Source organism: Streptomyces sp. SID5464 (assembly GCF_009862985.1).
Taxonomy (GTDB): Bacteria; Actinomycetota; Actinomycetes; order Streptomycetales; family Streptomycetaceae; genus Streptomyces; species Streptomyces chartreusis_D.
Map to the genome: position 1 here is coordinate 193,983 of NZ_WWIQ01000072.1, position 19,497 is coordinate 213,479.

Genomic DNA, 19,497 nt, shown 5'->3' on the forward strand with positions numbered 1-19,497 from the left:
GTAGCTCGGAGTCAGCGGATGTCGGAGGTCCTACGGGCAGCCAGGAGCGCGAGGGTCCGGCGGCAGGTCTTTCCGCTGGGGCCGAGTGGCATCTCCTGGACCAGCAGCAGGAGTTCGGGGAGTTTTCGGCGCTCCAGTCCGCGCTGGGACTCCAGGAACGTCGTGAGTTCCTCCAGGTCCGGCGCCGGCGCGCCCGGCGCCTTGCGGATGCACGCGCACAGGCGCTCCCCCAGTTCCGGGTCGGGCACACCGACGCAGGCCACCTCGGCCACGGCGGCATGCGCGGCGAGTTCGCGTTCCACCTCCGCCGGGCTGATGTTGTAACCGCCTCTCACGACGATCTGCTTGATGCGGCCCAGTACGTGGAGCCTGCCCTGGTCGTCCAGGAACCCGCGGTCGCCGGTGCGCACCCAGCCGGTCGGGGTGCGGTAGCGGGCGTCGAGGCCGGGGTCGGCGACGTAGCACAGGGGTGTCATGGGGCCTCTGGCGCAGATTTCGCCGGGCTGTCCGGCCGGTACGGGGGCACCGGTGTCGTCGGTGATGCGGATCCGCGCCACGGCCGGGTCGGGACGTCCCGTGCCCGCCTCGGGCCGGAGCCCGGTGGCGGCGGTGTGGCAGTTCACGCCGTCGGATGATCCGTAGACGGTGATGACGGGGCGGCCGAACCGGGCGCGGCACGCCTGTGCGGTGGCGTCCGGGAGGGGCGCGCCGCTGGAGACGACGGCCTGGAGGCCGGTGAAGTCCTCCTGGGGCGTGGGGGGTTGTTCGGCGATGCGGTGCAGCATCGTGGGCACGCCGAAGACGTGGGTGGGACGGTGCTCGACGATCGCGCGGAGTGCCGCGGCCGGGTCGAAGGAATCCTGCACCAGCAGCGTTCCGCCGAGGGCGGCGAGGGTGACGCAGGTGCCGCAGGAGCCGAAGGAGGAGGCCAGCGGGACGAGCACGAGGTTGCGCATCGGGCCGTCCCCGGCGTGCAGGGCACGTACGTAGGTGGCGCGGCCGCCGGCCATCGCGTTGTGGGAGTAGGCCACCATCTTGGGTTCGGCCTCCGAGCCGGAGGAGACCAGAATGCGGGCGGGTGCTTCGGGGTCGACGGGACGCGGCACGAAGGGCCGCTGCGCGGGCGCATTGAGTGACTGCGCGGTCCGGTGGCCCTCCTCGAAGGTGAACACCGTTTGGAGGTAGGGCAGTTGAGCATGTGGCACCGCGTCGGAGGAGTGGGCGACGATGACCGCGCGGGCGCGGGCGCGGGCGAGCAGGCTCGCCGGGCCCCGGCTGCCGGGCCCCGGCGGATAGGGCAGTGCCACCGCTCCGATCGCGGCGACCGCGAGTTCCGCGGCCACCGCGTCGCGCCCGTTCGGCACCCGTACGGCAATGATGTCCCGTTCGCCCAGGCCTTCTTCGGCGAGCCGGGCGGCGATGTGCCGTACCCGGGTGTCGAGTTCGGCGTAGTCCGCCGTGCCCGCCGAGTCGATGACGGCCGTCCGGCCGGGGTGCCGCCGTGCGTGTCCGGAGAAGAGCGTGTACAGGTCACGGTCGGGGCAGTGGCCCTGTTCGGACCAGGCGCGCCGCACCGGGGCGGGCACCAGGTCACGGATCTCGACGCCGGCGTTCGATGTCCATCCGGCCCTCATGAGAACTCCCAGGGTGCGAGGGGGGCCGCGTACTCCCCGACGGTCAGCGCCGGAGCGAACCGCGGGTCGCGGGCCAGGTCCGCGAGGCTGGTGCACACCGGCGTGGCGGCCACGCCCGCTGCCGCCAGGTCGGGCAGCCAGTCGGCGGTGGACCGCGTCCGGGCCCGGGAGGCGACCGCGTCGGCGCCCGCCGAGGCGCCGAGGCCGAGCGCTCGCGCGAGGCGCTCCGGCCGCTCACGGGCCTGCGGTCCCAGCGAGATGTACCCGTCCCGGGTGCGCAGCGGTCGGTCCAGTGCTGCGGGCCGTCTCCGCCCGCGGGGCACGAGGGCGGCGGCGGAGTACAGGGAGGAGTCCACGCGACCGCCCCTTCCGGTACGCAGCCGTGCCAGCAGTGCCGCCAGGACGCCGTGCGCGCAGGTCAGTCCGCCGAGGACGTCGGTGAGCGTCATCAGGGAGGGCGCGGGCGGCTCGTCCGCGGGCCGCACGGCGGCGGCGAGGCCGCTGTGCGCCTGGACCAGGTAGTCGGTCCCCACGGGTGGCTCCGGCCCCAGGGCGTCGCCCCAGCCGGAGGCCCACGCGTACACCAGTCCGGGACGCGCCGCACGCAGGTCTTCGGCGTCCAGCCCGAGCCGGGCCGCCTTGCCCGGCGCCCAGTTGTGCAGGAACACATCGGCCTCGGACACCAGCTCACGGACGGCCCGCCGCCCCGCGTCCGTGGTGAAGTCGATCTCCATGACGGGCTTTCCGGCGCTGAGGGCGCTGAAGCGGGCCGAACACGTGCCTGCCATCGGAGGGATGCCGCGCATCGGGTCACCGCCCGGCGGTTCGATCCGTAGGACGTCGGCGCCCAGGAGCCGCAGGACATGGCCGGCCATGGGCCCCTGGACGCGTCGTGCCGACTCGACGACCCGCAGTCCCTCCAGGGGCGCCGCTGCCGTGCAGGCCCTGTCGATCGCGGTGCCGCCCGGTTCCGGGAACGGTGTGAGGGTCCACGGCGGCGTCACCGTGGGCGGCAGGGGGTCCCGCCGTACGGGCAGCACGGCGGCACCCGACCGGTCCGCCGCCGACCGGACGGCCGTGAACGAGGCACGCCGCACGGTCGCGGACAGTGCGGGAGGCAGCGCGCAGGTGGCGGTGGCGAACCGCTGCTGGAACGACCGCCATCCGCGACCGGTGTCGGCACGGTCCGCGCCGAGCAGCCGCCAGAAGTCCAGCCATCGCTCGGCGTCGAGGGCTTCGAGTTCGAAGCGCACGCCGTCGGCGGAGACGAAGGGGCAGCCGGTTACCAGCTCTTCGCCCGTGCGGGCGAGGCCGTCTTCTGGGTCGTCGCCGTCCGCGGTCGCTGCCGCGAGGTACTGGGCGAGGGCCAGCAGCGCGGCCTGGCCCACCGACGTCCGCACCCGCGTCACGTCGGCTCCGGCGGCCCGCGCGAGGAGTGCCGCGCAGACTCCCTGGGCCGCCAGGACGCCCGCCACCGTGGAGGCGTAGTCGACGGCGAGCGGGGCCGGGCGTCCGGCCACCCGGCCGTGGACGTGCATGATCCCACAGGCCGCCTGGACGGCTCGCTCGTCGGCCAGGGGGACGGAGAGCGGGCCCTGCCAGTCGATCTCCCAGCCGACAGTGGCGGTGGCGGGGTCGCCCACCAGGTCGAGGAGGTGGGCCGCGACCCCGGCGGCCACCGGCGCTGTGGCCGGGGCTGCGGCGCGCGGCACGCAGAGCGTCATCGGGCGTCCTGCGGGAGTGGCCGCAGGCCGTCGTCCGCCTCGTCGGCCTCGTCGGCCCGCGGGCGCCGGCCGTGTACGGAGTAGACGACGCTGGACGCGGCGCAGAACGACGGGTCCCGCATCACCGCCCGTACGTCCGCCAGCTGCGCCTCGGTCAGGCCCGCGGCCAGGAGTTCGTCCCGCAGGTGGTACGTGTGGTTGAGCTGCATGAGCAGGCCCGGCGACCCCGCGGCGCGCAGTTCGATGCGCGGTCGCGGGTCGATGTCGACGAGCCCCGCGGCACGCATCGCGGCCGGCGCGTGCCGGGCCCAGTGGGGGTCTCCCCCGCCGGCCCGCAGGACGGCGCACTTGGCGTCGAGGAAGGCCGCGTAGAGCCGCGCGGACTCCTCGTCCGGGGTGAGCAGGGGCGGTTCGTAGGAGGCGTCGAACTCCTCGATGTGCAGCCACCCTCCGGGCTTGAGGGCGCGCACCAGTTTGGCGAGGACGGCGAGCCGCTCGGGCAGGTGCTGGAGGACGAGCCGGGCGACGACGAGGTCGAAGGCGGCCTCGGGGAGCGGATCGCTCACCACGTCGTGCTCGACCGCGGTCAGGCACGGCCCTTCCTGGAGGTGGTGCGGCTTGACGTCGGTGGCCATGACCTCGCCGGTGGGGGCGACGCGTTCGGCGAGCCACCGGGCCACGCTGCCGCTGCCGGAACCGACGTCCAGGCACCGCCACCCGGTGGTGACTCCGGTCTCGGCGAGCCTTGCGAAGGTCATGGGGTCGTAGGCGTCGGTGAGGCAGCGGTGCAGTTCGTCGCTGTGCACGCTGTCGTTGTCGAAGGCGTAGCCCGGGGCGGGGCCCTGGCTCTCGCGCATGTCGTCTCCCCCTTGTCCGGTGTCAGGTCCACCGGCCGGAGCCGCAGGTGCCGGTACGTCCGGTGAGGTGGTGCAGCAGCTCCCGGCGCCGCACCTTGCCGGTGCCGGTGCGCGGCACCTGGTCCCAGGTGAGTGCGACCGGTTCGCGCAGCGGCGGCAGGTCGCGCACCGCTTCCTTCCAGCGGGCCGGGTCCACACGGCCGTCGGCGGTGACCACGACGGGCAGCGGATCCCGGCCGGGTTCGGCGAGGACGACGCACTCCAGGGCGTTCGGCAGCCGGGCCTCCAGGAGGTCCTCGGTCCGCAGGCAGCTGAGCTGCGGGGTGCGGTCGACCTCTCGGTCGAGGAGTTCGATGCTGCCGTCGCGGTTGCGCGCGCCGATGTCGCCGGTGTTCCACCAACCACCGTGGCGCTTGGCCGACCAGCGGTCCTCCTCTCCGACGTAGCCGAGGGCGCAGGCGGCGGTCCTGGCCAGGACCAGACCCGCGTGCCCCGACGGCAGGGGCCGGAAGGTGTCGGGGTCGACCACCCGCAGCCGTGTCTTCACGGGCACCGGACGTCCGAGGTTCCGGGTTCCGGTCCCGCCCGACGCCCGGCGGACGGACTGCCGGGTGTGGAAGCGGAAGGTCAGGGGGCCCGTCTCGGTCTGCCCCCATCCCTCCATCCACACGGGACTGCGGTGCCGGCTCGCACCGAGGTACGCGCGGACGGTGGGGGGATGCACGGCGTCGTACGTGCTGATGACCATGCGGACGCGCCGGAACGGGTTGTCCAGTCCCTCGGTCAGCGGCTGGAAGCGCACGAACGAGGCGGGCAGCGCCTCCAGGACGGTCGGCGGATGGGCGCGCAGCACGGGGTCGGCGAGGTTCGGGTCCTGCGTGGTGATGATCGAGATCGCGGCGGGGCCCCTGCACAGGGCGCTCGCGGTCCAGCAGAACGTCCTGCCGTGGGCGAAGGCGCTCGCGTTGGCGAGGACATCGGTGCGCCGCAGGCCGATCCGCGGCAACCGCACGCACTCGAACCGCGCCAGCTTCCCGATGATCGTGCGGGTGGAGTGCACCACCAGCTTGGGCACACCGGTGGTGCCGGAGGTGTGGTTGATGATCAAGGGCTCGTCGTCGTGGCGGCGGTGAGGCCCGGGAGCGGTGTGTCCGCGTACGTCGTCCAGGCCCAGCGTCCCCGGCACGGCGCCGTCCAGCACCAGGGTGGCCCGTGCGGTCGAGGCCAGGTCGGTGCCCTCCTTCCGGCCGCGTGCCAGCACCTGTGCCGTCGTGACGAGCAGCGCGGGGCCGAGCCGCGCCAGCAGCGTGCCCAGCGCCTCCCCGGACAGGTGCGCGGACAGCTGCGCGGGTACGGCGCCGACGCGCACGGCGGCGCAGGCCAGCAGGTCGTAGTCCCAGTGGTTGTCCTTGACGATCGCCACCCGGTCGCCGGGACCGGCCCCGGCGGCGGCCAGCCAGCCGGCCGCCTCCCGTACGAGCGCGGCGAGGTGCGGGAGCGTGTGGTGGGTCCGGGCGCCCGCGTCGATGTCGAACGGCCGGTCCAGGTGGACGCGGGTGCCGACCTGTTGCTCGGCGCACTCGTCGAACAGGACGCCCATGTCGTGCGGTTTCACGAGACGTTCTCCTCGGTCGGGCGGGAGGCGGGGCGGGGCCGTCCGGCCGACCGCGGTGGCCGCAGCCGGCTGAGGACGCGAGAGGCGGCGAGCGCGCCCGAGCGCACGGCGCCTTCGCTGGCCGGCCGCAGCATCACCCAGTCCCCGGCGTACTCGACCGGCCGTACGGCACGCCGCATGAACGGCCCGCGTCGGCGCAGGGCGTCGGGAGTGGCCTCCGGCAGGCCGTGGGGGAAGGCGTGCACGAAGTGGCGCCCGGCACTCTTCTCCAGACCGGGGACGTACCAGGTGGCCGCGCGAACGAGCCGCTCGGCGGTCTGCCGTTCCGGCGCGGTCAGCAGGTCGGGGATGCTGCGGGCGTCGGCCATCAAGGTCAGCAGCCCCTTGCCGGCGGGCGCCCGGTCCGGGTGCTTGGCGTGGTCCACGATGATCGCGGAGAGCACGTCGTCCTCCGCGTCCGGTGTCAGCAGGACGTACAGCGGCTTGCGGCACGCAGGTGCGAGCGGCCGGTCCAGCAGGCAGCTGACCTTGAGCGTGGGGGTGAAGGTGCAGGCCGACAGGAACGACAGCTCGTCGGCGGGGGCGCCGGCATGCAGGCGCGCGGCGACCGGGGCGGGCACGCTGAGGACCACCGAGCGCGCCGTGACGCTGTCGTTCCCGACGCGCAACCGCACGCGGCCCTCCTCGGTGACGACCTCGTGCACCTGACTGCCGGTGACCACGTCCAGTCCTTCGGCCAGCCGCCGCGCGAGCAGGTCCATGCCGTCGCGGTACGTCCGCCAGCCGGTGGCCGGACCCACCTCCAGGAGCAGGCTGAGCATCGGTGCGACGGCGGAGCGCGCCGTGTCCCAGCCGAAGAAGCTTCCGGCGACCGGCTGCAACAGGTAGTCGTGCACGTCCCTGTGGTACCGGCGCGCGAACTCCCTGGCCGTCAGGGTCCCGGCCGGGGTCCGTTCGGGGTGGTCGGCGTCGAACTCCCGGCGGTGCGACGCCGTCCAGGCCAGGATCCGGGCGAGGTCGAACCGGGCTCGGGGCGAGAGCCCGGCGCCGGTGAGCACCGCGGAGGGGTCCGCCGCTCCCGGGTGGGCCCGTCCGCCGCGCCACACGCCGACCGACGTGCCGATCCGTGGCACGTCGCGGTGCGGCACGCCCAGCCGTGACAGCAGTTCCCAGGTCGCGCGGTAGCCCTGCGCCGAGATCTGCTCGGCGCCCTCGTCGATGGTGTATCCGTCGTGCCGGAAGCTGCGCATCCTGCCACCGACGTGCTCCTGCTGCTCGTAGACCCGTACCTCGAGGCCCGCGCGCCGCAGTTCGTGCGCGGTGGTCAGTCCCGCCATGCCCGCGCCGACCACGGCCACGTCGAGATCAGGGCTCATCCGGTGGCCCCCGCGCCGACGATCAGGTTCGCCGTGATCAGCAGCACGGTGCCGACCCGGTGTGCGGGGAAGCCGAGCTTGCGGGCGCGCATGATGTCCCCGTGGCGGAAGCCGGTGAGGAACTGCCGCACGCGCAGCGCGGTGACGGGCAGCATCAGGAACACGAACCACCACGGGGCGATCCCGGTGGCGGAGGCGACGGCGCCGGTCAGGAACTCCGCCGCGGAGAGCGACCCGATGAAGACGGCGTTGCCCTTGGGCGACACCAGGCACGCCACGGTGCGACGCCCGACGGCCTGGTCCCCGGGGATGTCGTTGGTGTTGGAGTACACACCGAACAGCAGCGGTCCGAAACCGAAGAGCACCCCTTGCACCAGCACGAATCCGGAGAAGTGGCCTGCCGCGAGCCCGTACGCGCCCATCACCAGGGCCGCGCCCAGCCCGGCGAGGAAGATCTCCTGGAAGCCGCGGTAGCTGATCTTCAGCCCGTAGGAGTACTGGACGGAGACCACGAACAGGACCACGACCAGCGCCACGGTCCAGGTGGGCCGGTGCGGGGCGGTCGCCACGGCGGCGGCCCACAGGGCGGCGCCGGCGGCGGCCGTGGCCCACCCGAAACCGAGCGCTTCGCGCAGGGTCAGGGTCCCCGCCACCAGCGGCTTGCGCAGCTTGTTGCGCAGCGGGTCGTCAGGACCGTAGTTCGCGGCGTCGCTGCCGTCGCGATAGCCGGTCACGTCGTCGAGGGCGACCATCGCCACGATGACGCAGACCGCGCCGGCAAGGAACAGGGTGAGCGTCACGATCGTGGTGGGCCGCAGACCGGAGACGGGCAGCAGCACCGCGGACAGTGCCACGGCGACGCTCGGGTAGTAGTCGTAGACGTCGAGTTTGCCCAGCCGGGCATAGCTGCGCAGTTTGCTCTCGGGACGTGCCGTTTTGGACGTGAGCGGTCCGGCCTCGGTGCGGGTCGTCATCTGCTCCGCTCCTTCGAGTGGTTCGGTCAGCGGCTGCGGCTCAGCCCGGCGTACGCGCAGACCGTGTCCGCGATGTGCTCCACCTGGGCGTCGGTGAGGCGGGGGTGGACCGGGATGGCCAGTTGGCGTCGGCTGGCGCTCTCCGCGTGCGGCCAGCGCCGGCCCGCGGGCGCGAACCGGGTGAAGGCGGCCTGGTGCGGCAGCGGGAGCGGGTAGTAGACGTGGCTCTCGATGCCCCGGTCGGCCAGATACCGCTTCAGTTCGTCCCGCTCCTCGACGAGCAGCGAGTACACGTAGAAGCAGCGGCCGTTGCGGCCCGGCGGAGGGGGCAGCACACCGCGCTCGGCGAGCGGTGTGAAGCGTTCGGTGTAGTGGTCGGCGATGCGGGCCCGGCGTTCCAGCAGGTCGGGAAAGCCGCGGAGCCGGTGGAGCTGGAAGGCGGCGAGCACTTCGTCGAACCGGCTGTTGTAGCCGGTTCGCGGGTAGACGAACCGCTCTCTCTGCCCGTGGTTGCGCAATGACCTGACCGTGCGGGCCAGTTCGGGGTTCATGGTGACGACGGCGCCGCCCTCGCCGGCTGTTCCGAAGGTCTTGACCTGGACGAAGGAGAACACTCCGGCCTCGCCCCAGGTCCCGGCGGGGCGGCCGTCGAGGACACCGCCCTGCGCGACCGCCGAGTCCTCGACGAGGCGCACTCCGTGCCGCCGGGCGATCTCGCTCATGCGGGGCATGTCGGCCATCACCGAGAACATGTGCGCGGGCATGATGGCCCTGGTCCGGTCGGTGATCGACCGTTCGACCTGGTCCGGGTCGGCCACTATCGTCCACGGGTCGATGTCCGCGAACACCGGCGTCGCCCGCAGCCCCGCCACGGTGTTGGCCAGCGGAGCACAGCCGTAGGCCGGTACGACGACCTCGTCGCCGGGTCCGATGCCCATGGCGTGCAGGACGAGGGTCAGCGCGGAGGTGCCGCTGGAGCAGGCCACGACGTCGGCGGCGCCGAGCGAGTCGCGCAGGGCCTCCTCGAAGCGGGCGGTGTGCTCGCCGAGCAGGAACCTCTGCTCCGGTGCGGTGCCGATGTCGTGGACGAGGTCCATGAGCTGCTGCCGGTCGTCCTCGAAGAGGTCCGGGGGAAAGAAGGGAACCGTCACGCCGGCCTCCCCGTCGTGAAGCGGCGGACGAGGTCGCACACCGTGTCGACGTCGTCGAGGCTCATGTCGGGGTACAGCGGGAGGGCGACGGTGCGCTCGCAGGCCCTCTCGGCATGCGGGAAGTCGCCGCGCCGGTACCCCAGATGGGCGAAGCACTCCTGGAGGTGCAGCGGGGCCGGGTAGTACGTCTCGGTGCCCACGCCGTGCTCGGCCAGGTACCCGGCCAGTTCGTCGCGCCGCTCGACCTCGACGAGGTAGACGTAGAAGACGGGGTCGGTCCGCGCGGTGCGGGGCACCACGGTGGGCAGCCGGAGTACGCCGGGCGTGCCGGACAGCCGTTCGGTGTAGGCGGCGGCGAGCCGGGCCCTGCGCGTGATGTCCTCGTGCAGTCGGGTCAGTTTGGCGAGGAGGACGGCCGCCTGGATGTCGTCCATCTTGCTGTTGACGCCGTTGACGGTGGTCTCGTTGCTGATGCCCGGGAAGTGGGCGAGCGTCCGGCCGAAGCGCCCGTGGTGACGCAACGCCGCCGCCGTCTCGGCGAGTTGGGGGTCGTCGGTCAGGATCGCGCCGGCGTCGCCGATGGCCCCCAGTGTCTTGGTGGGGAAGAACGAGAGCACGCCACCGGATCCGAGCAGTCCGGCATGGACGCCGTTCCACCGCATGCCGATGGCCTCGGCGCTGTCCTCCACCACGGTCAGCCGGTGGTGGTGCGCGATGTCGAGCAGCGCGTCCATGTCGGCCATCTGGCAGAACAGGTGGACGGGCATGATCACCCGGGTGCGTGGAGTGACCGCGTCGGCCACGGACTTGGGGTCGATCGTGTAGGTGACGGGGTCGATGTCGGCGAAGACCGGGCGGCCGCCGGCCAGTACGACGGAGGAGGCCGAGGCCACGAACGTGAAGGCGGGGACGACGACTTCGTCTCCGGGCCGCAGGCCGCAGGCGCGCAGAAGCAGGACGAGGGCGTCGGTGCCGCTGTTCACGCCGACCGCGTAGCGTGCGCCGGTCCACCGGGCCAGTGCCTCCTCGAACCGGGCGACCTGCCGGCCGTGCGAGAACTTGCCGTCGTCGAGGACTTCGGTGAGCCGGGACCGGATGTCCGGCCAGAGCGCTTCGAAGGTCCGGGCCTGGGTGAAGAAGGGCACCTGTACCGAGGTGTCGTGCCCGGTGCCGGTCGCCCGGCCGCGCCTGCCGTCCCTCGGTCCGGGGGATGCGCTGGACATGGTTCCTTTCGTCGCGCCGAGGCGCATCGGAGTGCCGGCGAGGGGTGACGCCGGCGCTCCTCGTGGGCCGGGGAGCGCCGGACGCGGGAGGGGTGGGTCGCGGACGGGTCAGAGCAGGGAGAACTCCAGCTCACCGGAGTGGTAGCGGTGTACGGCCGCGATCAGCTCGTCGACGGACAACTGGCCGTCGCCGTCCGTGTCGATCAGCTTGAACGCCGTGCCCGCCGTGGACTCGTTGCTGCCGATGGCCACGATCCAGCGCTGGAACTCCTGCGGGCTGACGTGACCGTCACCGTCGGTGTCGCACAGGTCGGCGATCGCGCTGATCGTCGGACGCAGCACCTGGTCGAAACCGGCCTGCCCGCGGTCGAGCACCTGCTCCCCTGCCACGGCGCTGAACTGGTCGAAGCCCAGTGCACCGTCGTGGCCGACTCCGGCCTGTCCCGCGAGGTGATCCCACATACCGAGGTACGCGTCGGTGAGGGCCCGGCCCTTCGGGGAACTCTCGGTTTCCCCGAATGCGAGCAGAATGCGCTTTGCCTCGCCTTCCCAGTCACTGCGATCGATGGTGCCGTCGCCGTTCTTGTCCCACATGTCGAAACGGCGACGCAGCCGCTGCTCCTGTACGGAAGTGCTCACGCTTCTTCCTTTCGTCTTCCTTTTGGGGACCTGCGCTTCAGATAGTTTCCTGAACTGGTTTCGCCAACCCACTCTTACGAGTGAGAAGAAAGGGGCGGGGCATTTATATGCCCGCACCATCACTTCGCCGACTCAGCAAAACCACCATCCCCGCCACGATGATCGGGGTGACTTGGGAGATGAGTTGACCGACCACGTCCACGGTCTCGAAGCGCCCGAGATGCGCCACGTGGAATATCAGGTGCGGAATCGTGAAGGTGAGGCAGCCGAAGGCCGCCGCCCGCACCAGAGACCGCTCGGGACGAACAGCGGCCCACAGCAGAACCGTCGTCAGGCCGAGCGACAGAGCACCCAGATCACGCAGGAGGTGTTCGTTGTAAGGGGGGAATTTGGTCACCCACGCGAAAGCCGGGAGAGGAAACGCGTCGTGGAACGATCGAGGCGCGCACAGAGCCCACGCGCCGGGCACCCCCTGCCCCAGGGCCAGCAGCACCAGCGCGGCGCGCACCCGGAGGCGCCCGGTCTCCGGCGCCGGTCCCGCCGACGCGGCCCGTCGGCCGGTTCCGCGGGCCTCGGCGGCGGACAGGGGCCCGCCCTCGGCACCCGCGGGACTCATCAGTGTCCGCGGGCGGGGGCCCGCTCCGAGCCGCCCTCCTGCGGAGCGGTCGCCGCCGTGGGTCCGCGCGTCAGACACCCAGGAGCGGGGCGTCGAGCTCACCCGCGTGGTACTTGCCCACTGCGGCTACGAGTTCGTCGACGGACAGCCGCCCGTTTCCGTCGGTGTCCACCTGGCGGAACGCCTCGTCCGCGTCGATCCGGTCGCTGCCGATGGCCCCGAGCCACTTCCGGAACTCCTGCGGATCGACCTGCCCGTCGCCGTCGATGTCGCACAGGTCGACCATCGCGCGGATGCTGGGCCGGAGCACGGCGCTGAAGCCGACGGCGCCCTTGCTCAGCATCTGCGCGTCGGCGATCTCGACGAACTGCTCGACCGTCAGGGCCTCACCGGCGTCGCGGCCGGCCTGTTGCATCATGTAGTCCCACATGTGCGGGTACGCGTGCAGCAGCGCCTGCGCCTTGGGGGAGTTCTCCTCTTCACCGAAGGCCTCGACGATGCGCCGGGCCTCCGCCTCCAGGTCGCCGCGCTCGATACGCCCGTCCCCGTCCGTGTCGTACAGCGCGAAGCGCTGCCGGAGCCGCTCGGCCTGGGCGGTCTTGTTGGACATCTCACTCCTCGTCGTCGAAAAACTGCGGAGAAATCCGCCTGTCTCGCACTCGGAACCGCGGGAATCCGAAAAGGATGCTTTTTCGGATTGCTCGAGGGTGATTCAGCCTCGCTGCAAGATACATGAGTACTAGCAGCCTTCCGGGCCTGTCAACGGAGATAAGTGCCCCGGAAGAGCGCAGAAACATTTCTTCCGCTCACCGATCACCGCGCCACGGCCGATTGTTTTCGTCCACGGGTTCGGCCTCGAGGCCGGAGTCGCCAGCCTGAGCCGCATCGACCGGTCCGGCCGGACGCCAGAGCCATCTCCGCCGTGAATTTCAGCCATCCTGCCGTGGGACTCGGAAAGGGCGCCCCCGCGCACTGCGGGCCACCATCGGATACGATGCGCCGAGGCCGTGACAATCCTTTCTCCGCGCATTCCGTGAGGACTTCAGCGCGCGTTTCAGGGACGGACGGGATGGGTATGCAGAAGAATTTCGATTCCATTCTCCAGCCTGCGCCCGGTGCGCCCGACGTCGCATTCGCACGCGAAATCATACCGGTGTGCGACTTTCGGAAAGACTGCGCGAAAAAAGGGGTCGAGCCGTGCTGTACACGTTGATCGTCGGCCTGGGCCGCTCGGGCCTGGGGCTGCATGTGCCGGTGCTGTCGCGCGCCCGCTCGCAAGTCCTCGGCACCTTCGCCGATCACCCCATCGTGGGAGTGGATCCGGGCAACACCGCCCGTGCCGAGCAGCGGGATCTGCTGATCGCCGATTCCCTGCGCCGGGCGCGCGATCTTCTGGACCCGGCGCGGACCGTCGTCCATCTGTGCACTCCCCCCGCCGTGCGCGCCGAGGTGCTCCGCGAGGTGGCCGCGCTCGGGTTCTCGCGGATCCTCATGGAGAAGCCGCTGGCCGGTGACCTGGACACGCTGCGGTGCGTCCTGCGGCTCGCGCGGGAACAGGAGCTGCGCCTGTCCGTGGTGGCGCCCTGGCTGCACAGCACGCTGACCCGGCGTCTCGTCCACCTGGTGGGCAACCGGGGGCTCGGCGCTGTTCGTGCCGTGTCCGTCACCCAGCACAAGCCCCGGTTCCGGCGCTCCCTGAGCACCAGCAGTCACACGTCCGCCTTCGACGTGGAAGCGCCGCACGCGGTGGGTCTCCTCCTGCGCCTGCTCGGTGACGCGCAGTTGCGCGGCGCGCACTGCGCCGACCTGCGCGTGGGACCGACGACGGTGCCGGACATGGGTGGTGCCCACCTCGAACTGCTGCACACGGGTGGGATCCGCAGCACGGTGCTGTCCGACCTGTCCGCACCGGTGCGTCAGCGGCGGATCGTCCTCGGCATGGACGACGGAAGCGTCGTCGGGCACTACGCGGTCGGCCAGGACGACGACTTCGCACAGTTGGAGATCACACGTGACGGCCGCACGACCCGCGAGGTCTTCCGTGACGACTCCCTCACGGCATGTCTGACCCATGCCTATCGCGGCTACGCCGAGGGCGGCGACGGGGCCGGCGACCTCGGCCTGCACGTGCGGACGGTGGAGCTGCTCGACGAGGCGAAACGACTGGCGGCCCTGTCTCCCACCCGCGCCCCGCACCCTCGCAAGGAGGCACTGTCGCATGGGCGTTGACCTGTCCGGAGCGGGCTCCGGGGAGTCCGGGCGCGGCGTGACCGAGGACTCCCCCAGCCCCCCGCACCCCCCGAGCGGACGGGCGGCTCCCGGTATCCGGTTCGCGGGCATCGGGGACGAGGCCGCCGCGGATCTCACCGGGCAACTGGACGCGTTGCGCCGACTCGGCTGGACGGCGATCGAGTTGCGGACCGTCGACGGTGTCGCGGTCGCCGACCTGGACGACCGGGCCTTCGCCGCCGTGGCCGACCGGATCGGGGCAGCCGGTCTCGACGTCGTCTGCGTCGATTCCCGGATCGCCAACTGGAGCCGCCCGATCACCGGGCCCTTCGAGGACGACGTGCGGGAGCTGCGGCGGCTGGCCCGGCGGTGCGCCACCCTGGGCACCCGGTTCGTCCGGGTGATGTCCTACCCCAACTCCGGCCTGCACGAGGAGGAGTGGGGCAGGCGGGCGCTGGACCGGATGGCCCGGTTGGTCCGGCAGGCCGAGCAGGAGGGACTGGTGCTGCTGCACGAGAACTGCAGCGGTTGGGCCGGCACCCGGGCCGACCGGATGCGGGAGCTCATCGACCGCGCCGGCGGACCCGCGCTGCGGCTGCTGTTCGACATCGGCAACGGAGTGCCGTACGGCTACGACGCCCGCGCGCTGCTGGACGAGATCATCGACCACGTCGCTCACGTGCACGTCAAGGACGCCCGGACCGGACCGGACGGCCAGGTCAGGTACACAATGCCGGGCGACGGGGAGTCCGCCGTGCGCTCCTGCCTCAGGGCCCTCGCCGACCACGGTTACACCGGGGCCTGGTCCATCGAACCGCACACCCATCTGCAACCGCACCAGGGCCAGGACACCACCGGCGCTGACGGTGTCGCGGCGTTCGTCCGCTACGGGCGGTGCCTGGAACGGCTCGTGCGGCAGGAAACCCTCTCCGACCGGGCTCCCGCCGGCGGGGGGCGGCATGGTTGACGTCCCGGCCCGGCCCCCTGTCCCGGCCGGATCCGCCGCCCACTCGCCTCCCGCGGCTTTGCCGGTGCCCGCCCGGCTGACACCGGCCGATCACGACCTGCTGCTCGACCTGCTCGGCACTCCCACGGCAGGCCCCCTGGAGACCGGCCCCGACGGTCCCGCCGTGCGCCTCTGGGAGGCCGGCCGGGCCTATGCGGTCGCCGCCGCGACACTCGGTCTTAGGGTGCTGCACCACGCCCCGCCGGATCCGGCAGCGCTGCGCCGGGACGACGTGCCGCTCACGGTCCGGGAGGCGGCCCTCGACGAGACGTTCCTGGTTCGGCAGCCCAGCCTGGTGCTGCGCCTCGGCCCCGAACTCCCGCGGCAGGACACGGTGATGTTCAACGTCCACCTGGACACGGTGGCCGGCTGGTGGCCGGCCCGTTTCGACGGCCGGCGTTTCACCGGCCGGGGAGCGGTCGACGCCAAGGGCCCCGCCGTCGCCCTGCTCGCCGGCATCCGGGCCGCTCGCGCCGTTGAACCGGCCCTGGGCAGCCGGGTCGGTGTGCTCGTCCAGGCAGTCGCCGGGGAAGAAGGCGGTGCCATGGGTACGTTCGGCACCAGGCCGCTGGTGGAGGACGGGTTCACCGGCGGGCTGAACCTGTTCTGCGAGCCCACCGGGCACCGCTTCCTGCCGCGTTCGACAGCCTCCATGACGGCTGTGGTCCGCGTCGAGGGCGAGGACGCCGTGGACGACCGCCCCGCGGCCGGTCACAACGCGACCGTGCTGCTCGGGCACATCAGCCACTACCTGGCCCGAGCCCTGCCACCGCGGATCGGCGACGGCAGGGTGTGCGTGGCCGGCCTGCACACCGGCGAACGGCACAACCGGGTCTACGGCACCGGCCGCCTGCTGCTCAACCTCTCCTACGGATCCCGGTCGGCCGGCCGGGCCGCCGAGGCCGCGCTGGAGCAGACGCTGCGCGAAGCACTCGCCGACTTCTCCTCCGGGGTCGCCGGCACCCCCGACCTGGCCAGGACGGCCGCCGACGCGACACGGATCACCTCCCTGCACTGGCACAAGCGCGGCCTGCCCGCGCTGGACGGCCGAGGCCGCGCGCCGTGGGCCGAGGAACTGCTGGAACGACACGCGGGCCTGGTGCGCTGGCCCGACGAGGAGCCGGCCTTCACCTGCGACGCGATCTGGATGGCGGACGTACCCGACAGCTACACGGCGGTCTTCGGCCCCGGCGACCTGGACACCAACCACGCGCACGCCGCCGGCGAGTACGTCGACCTGGACGACCTGGACCGCTACGCCGACGAGATCGCCCGCGTTCTCGTCGCCCGGGTCCGCCACGGGCCGCCCGGCGACGGTGCCGGCGAACCATCTGACGCCCACTCAGCTGCCGTGCCCGGCGCGGCCGCGGACAGGATCGCTCCTCGATGACCTCGACGGTTTCCACCACCTCCACAGCGTCAGCGGACGCAAAAGCCACGGCTGCCACGCCGCCCCGTTCCGGGCCGTACGCCGTCCCGCCCGAGGCCTCCGCCACTACCGGCGACGTCGCCGTCCGGGTGCCTTACCCGGACCTCCTGGCGTTCGTGACGCAGGTCTTCTGCGCCAGGGGACTGCCCGAGGACCGAGCGGGGGCCGCCGCAGAGGCACTGTGCCACGGCGACCTGACGGGCTTCACCAGTCACGGCGTCACCAACCTCATCCGGCTCTATCTGCCCCTGCTCGACTCGGGCCGCTGCGACCCGCGCGCGGAGCCGCGCGTCGTCACCGACCGCGGTGCCTCGGTGCTCCTCGACGCCCGCCGGGCGCTCGGTCTGTGGGCCGCCACCGAGGCGATGGACCTGGCGGTCGAACGCGCCCGCCGGTACGGAGTCGGCATGGTGTCGGTGCGGGGAGCCACACACTTCGGCTGCGCGGGTCACCACGCCCTGCGCGCGGTACGGCACCACATGGTGGGCCTGGTCACGGCCAACTGCGGCCGGCAGCGGATCGTCCGCCCGGTCGGCGGACGCTCCCCCATGCTGGGCACGAACCCGCTCGCGCTGGCCGCCCCGGCCGGCGACCGGCCGGCGTTCGTCCTGGACATGGCCACCACGGTCGCCCCCACCGGCAGGGTCCGGGCCGCCGCACGCGCCGGGCAGAGCGTGCCCGCGGGCTGGCTCCAGGACGACGACGGCGCGCCGGTGACCGACCCTGCCGCCTTCGACCGCGGCCAGGCACACCTGCGCTGGCTCGGTGGCGACCCGGACACCGGCGCCTACAAGGGCTTCGGGCTCGGTCTGCTGGTCGAGGTACTGTCCGCACTCGTCCCCGGAGCCGGAATCGGCCCACAGGAGGAAACGGCGGAGCCGGCCGGCCCGGACGACGACATCGGCTGTTTCCTGCTGGCCGTCGCCCCCGGGCGCCTCAGGCCCGAGGCGGAGTTCCGCACCGACGCGGCCGGCTTGTTCGGTGCCCTCCTCGGCTGCCCACCGGTCCGAGCGGACGAACCGGTGCGCTATCCCGGCTGTCCGGAGGACGCCCGCTCCAGGGAGCGGCGCGCTCACGGCGTCCCGCTGGAGCCGGTCCTGCACCGGGAGATGCTCGATCTGGCCCGGAGCAGCGGTCTCAGCTTCCCGGAACCCGTCCCACCGACGGCGGCGGGGAGCCCGGCATGACACTTCCGCGCATCGGCCTCATCGGACTCGGTGTCATCTCCCGCTTCTACCTGGCCGCGTTCGAAAGCACCGCGTGTGCGCGGCTGGTGGCGGTCTGCGACCCCGACGAGAACCGGCTCGCCGCCGCACCGCCCCACGTACCGCGTTACCGGGACCACCGCGAGCTGCTGCGGGCCACGGACCTGGACGCCGTGGTGGTCAAAGTGCCGAACGACCTGCACTACCCGGTGTGCAGGGACGCGTTGGCGGCCGGGCGCGCGGTGTGCGTGGAGAAGCCGCTCGCCACGCGTGCGCACGACGGCCGCCATCTCGCGCGGCTCTCGCGGCGGAACGGCACCGTACTGTTCACCTCCTTCCACCGCCGCTACAACAGGGAGGTCGACGCGCTCCGCCGGCGCATCGCCTCCGGCGCCCCGATCGTGTCGCTGACGGTGCGCTACGAGGAGACGATCGAGGAACACGCCGGCCGGGACCGCTGGTATCTCGACCCGGAGCGCTGCGGGGGCGGCTGTGTCGCCGACAACGGGCCCAACGCGTTCGATCTCGTTCGCCTGTTCCTGGGCGACGTACGGGTGACCGAGGCCACCGTGCACCGAGATGCGCGCGGCGTCGACCGGCAGGCTCAGGTGCTGCTGACCGCCCCGTCCGGCGCGGCGTCCCGGGTGGTGCTCGACTGGTCGCGTCCCGGCGAGCGCAAGACGGTCGGGGTGCGGCTCGCCGACGGGACCGTCGACCAGGCCGACATGCTCGCGGGCCATCCGGAGTTCAAGGGCTCCCTCTGGCACGAATACGCAGGCGTGCTGCGGGACTTCACCGACGTCCTGGCCGGCCGCCGCCCGAACTGCCCCGACGGTCTGGCCGCCCTGGAACTGGTGGCCGCCACATACGCGTGCGACGGCCTCGCTCGCCCCCACCCCCGACAGGAGGTACGCCACCCATGACACCCGGAGAGGACGGTGCCAAGCGCGCCGTGCACGGGCGGCTGGTGAAGGTCCTCACCCACCGGCGTGACGACCGGGGGATGACTCTGGAAGGGTTCGCCAGCCGGTGTGTCCGCCGTGGAGAGGTGCACGAGTTGGTGACCACGGACCACACGGAGACATCCGGCGGCGCCCGGATCGACCGGGTCGGATTCCTGGGCTTCGTGGAGATCGGATGCGCCGGCGTCATCGACCGGGGCGACGAGGTCTGGGCCGGCGGGCGCATGGTGGGGACGGTCCTGGGATTCGACGCCTGCCATTTCCCGAACCACTACAACATCCTCATCACAGCGCCCGAACGCCTCACCGGCCCGCAGCTCGGACTCGCCCCCGAAGCGGAGGTCAGGTTCGAGCAGCGCGCTCACGTGCCGCCCCTGCCGTAAACCTGGCCCATGCCCACAAGCCTCGCGCACAACTCGTTCGGCAGTTCGATGCACGCGCGACATGCCCTCGTCAAGCATGCCCTTTCAGTCGAAAAATACTGACGATCTGGCGCTCTCCCCGACGGCCTGATTGAGTACCCCTCGTGACACCAGCAGCACCAACCGTCACACCACACAGGGGAGTCGCGGAGCGCTCGCGCAGCGACTGAAACACGGGGGAACGTCATGCGCACCACACATGCGGGGTTCCGCTGCGCCGGACCGGCCGATCAGGGCCGGGCCATGGCCCACTGAGCTCACCGACCGACCGGGCTCCGACCTGTGCGCCGACCGGGCGCGATCCGGGCCTCGCGAACCAGCCGACCGACCCGTTGGAGGTCGGCGCCGCCCCCGCTGCCCAAGCCCCGCGGCGACGGGGCGCTCTCCTCTGACTTCACTCCGGATGCCGAGCCCGGCGCGACCTTTGTGTCGGCC

Annotated in this window: 17 protein-coding genes; 6 read left to right on the forward strand and 11 right to left on the reverse strand. The window is 72.4% G+C overall.

The features are described 5' to 3' along the window. Window positions 1-11 precede the first annotated feature (11 nt). The 11 genes from GTY47_RS34725 to GTY47_RS34775 all read right to left on the reverse strand — a co-directional run bounded on the left by GTY47_RS34725 (window position 12) and on the right by GTY47_RS34775 (window position 12,419). On the reverse strand, window positions 12-1,634 hold the full coding sequence (locus GTY47_RS34725) for a class I adenylate-forming enzyme family protein (protein ID WP_010040826.1): 1,623 nt from the start codon (window positions 1,632-1,634) through the stop codon (window positions 12-14). Beyond that, window positions 1,631-3,358 carry a CoA transferase gene (locus GTY47_RS34730; protein WP_010040827.1) on the reverse strand — a complete coding sequence of 576 codons (1,728 nt, stop codon included), beginning with the start codon at window positions 3,356-3,358 and terminating at the stop codon, window positions 1,631-1,633. Before GTY47_RS34730 ends, GTY47_RS34725 begins: the two co-directional genes overlap by 4 nt. Beyond that, window positions 3,355-4,215: a methyltransferase domain-containing protein gene (locus GTY47_RS34735; protein ID WP_010040829.1), complete on the reverse strand. Its 861-nt coding sequence runs from the start codon at window positions 4,213-4,215 to the stop codon at window positions 3,355-3,357. Before GTY47_RS34735 ends, GTY47_RS34730 begins: the two co-directional genes overlap by 4 nt. 22 nt (window positions 4,216-4,237) lie before the next feature. Further along, on the reverse strand, window positions 4,238-5,830 hold the full coding sequence (locus GTY47_RS34740; protein WP_010040831.1) for an AMP-binding protein: 1,593 nt from the start codon (window positions 5,828-5,830) through the stop codon (window positions 4,238-4,240). Next, window positions 5,827-7,206 (reverse strand): NAD(P)/FAD-dependent oxidoreductase, encoded by a 1,380-nt coding sequence (locus GTY47_RS34745; protein WP_029181241.1) that lies wholly within the window; start codon window positions 7,204-7,206, stop codon window positions 5,827-5,829. Before GTY47_RS34745 ends, GTY47_RS34740 begins: the two co-directional genes overlap by 4 nt. Next, window positions 7,203-8,180, reverse strand: a complete 978-nt coding sequence (locus GTY47_RS34750; protein ID WP_010040833.1) for a UbiA family prenyltransferase — start codon at window positions 8,178-8,180, stop codon at window positions 7,203-7,205. Before GTY47_RS34750 ends, GTY47_RS34745 begins: the two co-directional genes overlap by 4 nt. Window positions 8,181-8,206: 26 nt before the next feature. Next, complete coding sequence (locus GTY47_RS34755) at window positions 8,207-9,331, reverse strand: DegT/DnrJ/EryC1/StrS family aminotransferase (RefSeq protein ID WP_010040834.1); 1,125 nt, start codon at window positions 9,329-9,331, stop codon at window positions 8,207-8,209. After that, complete coding sequence (locus GTY47_RS34760) at window positions 9,328-10,554, reverse strand: DegT/DnrJ/EryC1/StrS family aminotransferase (protein ID WP_010040835.1); 1,227 nt, start codon at window positions 10,552-10,554, stop codon at window positions 9,328-9,330. The genes GTY47_RS34755 and GTY47_RS34760 overlap by 4 nt, the downstream gene beginning before the upstream one ends. Window positions 10,555-10,662: 108 nt before the next feature. Then, the gene (locus tag GTY47_RS34765; RefSeq protein WP_010040837.1) at window positions 10,663-11,193 is read right to left on the reverse strand and encodes an EF-hand domain-containing protein; all 531 of its coding nucleotides are present in this window, start codon (window positions 11,191-11,193) and stop codon (window positions 10,663-10,665) included. A 103-nt stretch (window positions 11,194-11,296) separates the two neighbouring features. Next, window positions 11,297-11,701 carry a hypothetical protein gene (locus GTY47_RS34770; RefSeq protein WP_010040839.1) on the reverse strand — a complete coding sequence of 135 codons (405 nt, stop codon included), beginning with the start codon at window positions 11,699-11,701 and terminating at the stop codon, window positions 11,297-11,299. Window positions 11,702-11,879: 178 nt separating this feature from the next. Beyond that, window positions 11,880-12,419: an EF-hand domain-containing protein gene (locus GTY47_RS34775; protein ID WP_010040842.1), complete on the reverse strand. Its 540-nt coding sequence runs from the start codon at window positions 12,417-12,419 to the stop codon at window positions 11,880-11,882. 587 nt (window positions 12,420-13,006) lie between these two features. On the opposite strand from GTY47_RS34775, the gene GTY47_RS34780 reads away from it, so the two are divergent. From GTY47_RS34780 to GTY47_RS34805, 6 genes are read left to right on the forward strand one after another with little or no spacing between them, the layout of a single operon-like run. Further along, complete coding sequence (locus GTY47_RS34780) at window positions 13,007-14,038, forward strand: Gfo/Idh/MocA family oxidoreductase (protein WP_010040845.1); 1,032 nt, start codon at window positions 13,007-13,009, stop codon at window positions 14,036-14,038. Further along, the gene (locus tag GTY47_RS34785) at window positions 14,028-15,005 is read left to right on the forward strand and encodes a sugar phosphate isomerase/epimerase family protein (protein ID WP_010040847.1); all 978 of its coding nucleotides are present in this window, start codon (window positions 14,028-14,030) and stop codon (window positions 15,003-15,005) included. The genes GTY47_RS34780 and GTY47_RS34785 overlap by 11 nt, the downstream gene beginning before the upstream one ends. Continuing rightward, window positions 14,998-16,434, forward strand: a complete 1,437-nt coding sequence (locus GTY47_RS34790) for a M20/M25/M40 family metallo-hydrolase (RefSeq protein ID WP_173937335.1) — start codon at window positions 14,998-15,000, stop codon at window positions 16,432-16,434. Before GTY47_RS34785 ends, GTY47_RS34790 begins: the two co-directional genes overlap by 8 nt. Continuing rightward, window positions 16,431-17,660 carry an Ldh family oxidoreductase gene (locus GTY47_RS34795; protein WP_010040851.1) on the forward strand — a complete coding sequence of 410 codons (1,230 nt, stop codon included), beginning with the start codon at window positions 16,431-16,433 and terminating at the stop codon, window positions 17,658-17,660. The genes GTY47_RS34790 and GTY47_RS34795 overlap by 4 nt, the downstream gene beginning before the upstream one ends. Beyond that, window positions 17,657-18,601, forward strand: coding sequence for a Gfo/Idh/MocA family oxidoreductase (locus tag GTY47_RS34800; RefSeq protein WP_010040854.1), 945 nt, complete (start codon window positions 17,657-17,659; stop codon window positions 18,599-18,601). Before GTY47_RS34795 ends, GTY47_RS34800 begins: the two co-directional genes overlap by 4 nt. Next, complete coding sequence (locus GTY47_RS34805) at window positions 18,598-19,023, forward strand: hypothetical protein (RefSeq protein ID WP_010040857.1); 426 nt, start codon at window positions 18,598-18,600, stop codon at window positions 19,021-19,023. The genes GTY47_RS34800 and GTY47_RS34805 overlap by 4 nt, the downstream gene beginning before the upstream one ends. The last annotated feature ends 474 nt before the right edge of the window (window positions 19,024-19,497 follow it).

Excerpts from the sequence above, each read along its gene's own strand:
- GTY47_RS34725 (WP_010040826.1), bottom strand. The coding sequence starts at position 1,634 with ATGAGGGCCGGATGGACATCGAACGCCGGCGTCGAGATCCGTGACCTG.
- GTY47_RS34730 (WP_010040827.1), bottom strand. The coding sequence starts at position 3,358 with ATGACGCTCTGCGTGCCGCGCGCCGCAGCCCCGGCCACAGCGCCGGTG.
- GTY47_RS34735 (WP_010040829.1), bottom strand. The coding sequence starts at position 4,215 with ATGCGCGAGAGCCAGGGCCCCGCCCCGGGCTACGCCTTCGACAACGAC.
- GTY47_RS34745 (WP_029181241.1), bottom strand. The coding sequence starts at position 7,206 with ATGAGCCCTGATCTCGACGTGGCCGTGGTCGGCGCGGGCATGGCGGGA.
- GTY47_RS34750 (WP_010040833.1), bottom strand. The coding sequence starts at position 8,180 with ATGACGACCCGCACCGAGGCCGGACCGCTCACGTCCAAAACGGCACGT.
- GTY47_RS34760 (WP_010040835.1), bottom strand. The coding sequence starts at position 10,554 with ATGTCCAGCGCATCCCCCGGACCGAGGGACGGCAGGCGCGGCCGGGCG.
- GTY47_RS34775 (WP_010040842.1), bottom strand. The coding sequence starts at position 12,419 with ATGTCCAACAAGACCGCCCAGGCCGAGCGGCTCCGGCAGCGCTTCGCG.
- GTY47_RS34785 (WP_010040847.1), top strand. The coding sequence starts at position 14,028 with ATGGGCGTTGACCTGTCCGGAGCGGGCTCCGGGGAGTCCGGGCGCGGC.
- GTY47_RS34790 (WP_173937335.1), top strand. The coding sequence starts at position 14,998 with ATGGTTGACGTCCCGGCCCGGCCCCCTGTCCCGGCCGGATCCGCCGCC.
- GTY47_RS34795 (WP_010040851.1), top strand. The coding sequence starts at position 16,431 with ATGACCTCGACGGTTTCCACCACCTCCACAGCGTCAGCGGACGCAAAA.
- GTY47_RS34800 (WP_010040854.1), top strand. The coding sequence starts at position 17,657 with ATGACACTTCCGCGCATCGGCCTCATCGGACTCGGTGTCATCTCCCGC.
- GTY47_RS34805 (WP_010040857.1), top strand. The coding sequence starts at position 18,598 with ATGACACCCGGAGAGGACGGTGCCAAGCGCGCCGTGCACGGGCGGCTG.